At 52.6% G+C, this 627-nt stretch carries 1 protein-coding gene; it reads left to right on the top strand.

All coding sequences use genetic code 11. The annotated features are described in order from the left end of the window. Nucleotides 1-41: 41 nt before the first annotated feature. On the top strand, nucleotides 42-627 hold a 586-nt coding region (locus tag ACFSR7_RS36140), incomplete at its 3' end, for a transposase (protein ID WP_483862658.1).

Raw genomic sequence — 627 nt, forward strand, 5'->3', positions numbered from 1 at the left:
TTGGCACGTTGTCCATCAATCTCTACAAAAGGAGATCACCCATGGACAACAATACGCAAACTTCCGTCATTCGTCAATGGCTTTCCCTGCTGCCCATTAACGTGCTCGAGCGGACGGTGTTCGATCGTTACGCGAAAAAGTTGACGATCATGAAGAGCATCGTCATTTTCCTTGCAGCCCAGTTGAACCGTTGGTCTTCCTACGAAGAGATAGAAACTCAGATTCATGCTCATCCGCAGTGGCAAGAGCTGCTGCAGTTCCCGAGGATCAGCGGCTCTCAGCTCTCTCGCAAACTTGATCGGATTCCAACCGAGTGGCTCGAATGGATGATGGTTCAGGGCGTTTCTCGCGTGCAAGCCCTGAACGCAGGCCGTGGACACCACGCATTCAAAGGCAAGGTGGGAAAGCTGGCAATCGTCGACTCCTCTGTGATCAGTTTGCCGCTTCGCTTGTGCGATTGGGCTTCCCTGTCTCCGCAAGAATGCGGCATAAAAATGCATCTGCGCCTCATTGCTGAATCACCGGATACCGTCTTTCCCGATGCCATGCTGCCGACAACTGCGAATGTAGATGATCGATATGCCACCCTCCACTTGGTAACGGATTCCGACGCAACCTACGTCATGG

The organism is Cohnella sp. GCM10020058 (genome assembly GCF_042683485.1).
In the GTDB taxonomy this organism is placed as follows: Bacteria; Bacillota; Bacilli; order Paenibacillales; family Paenibacillaceae; genus Cohnella.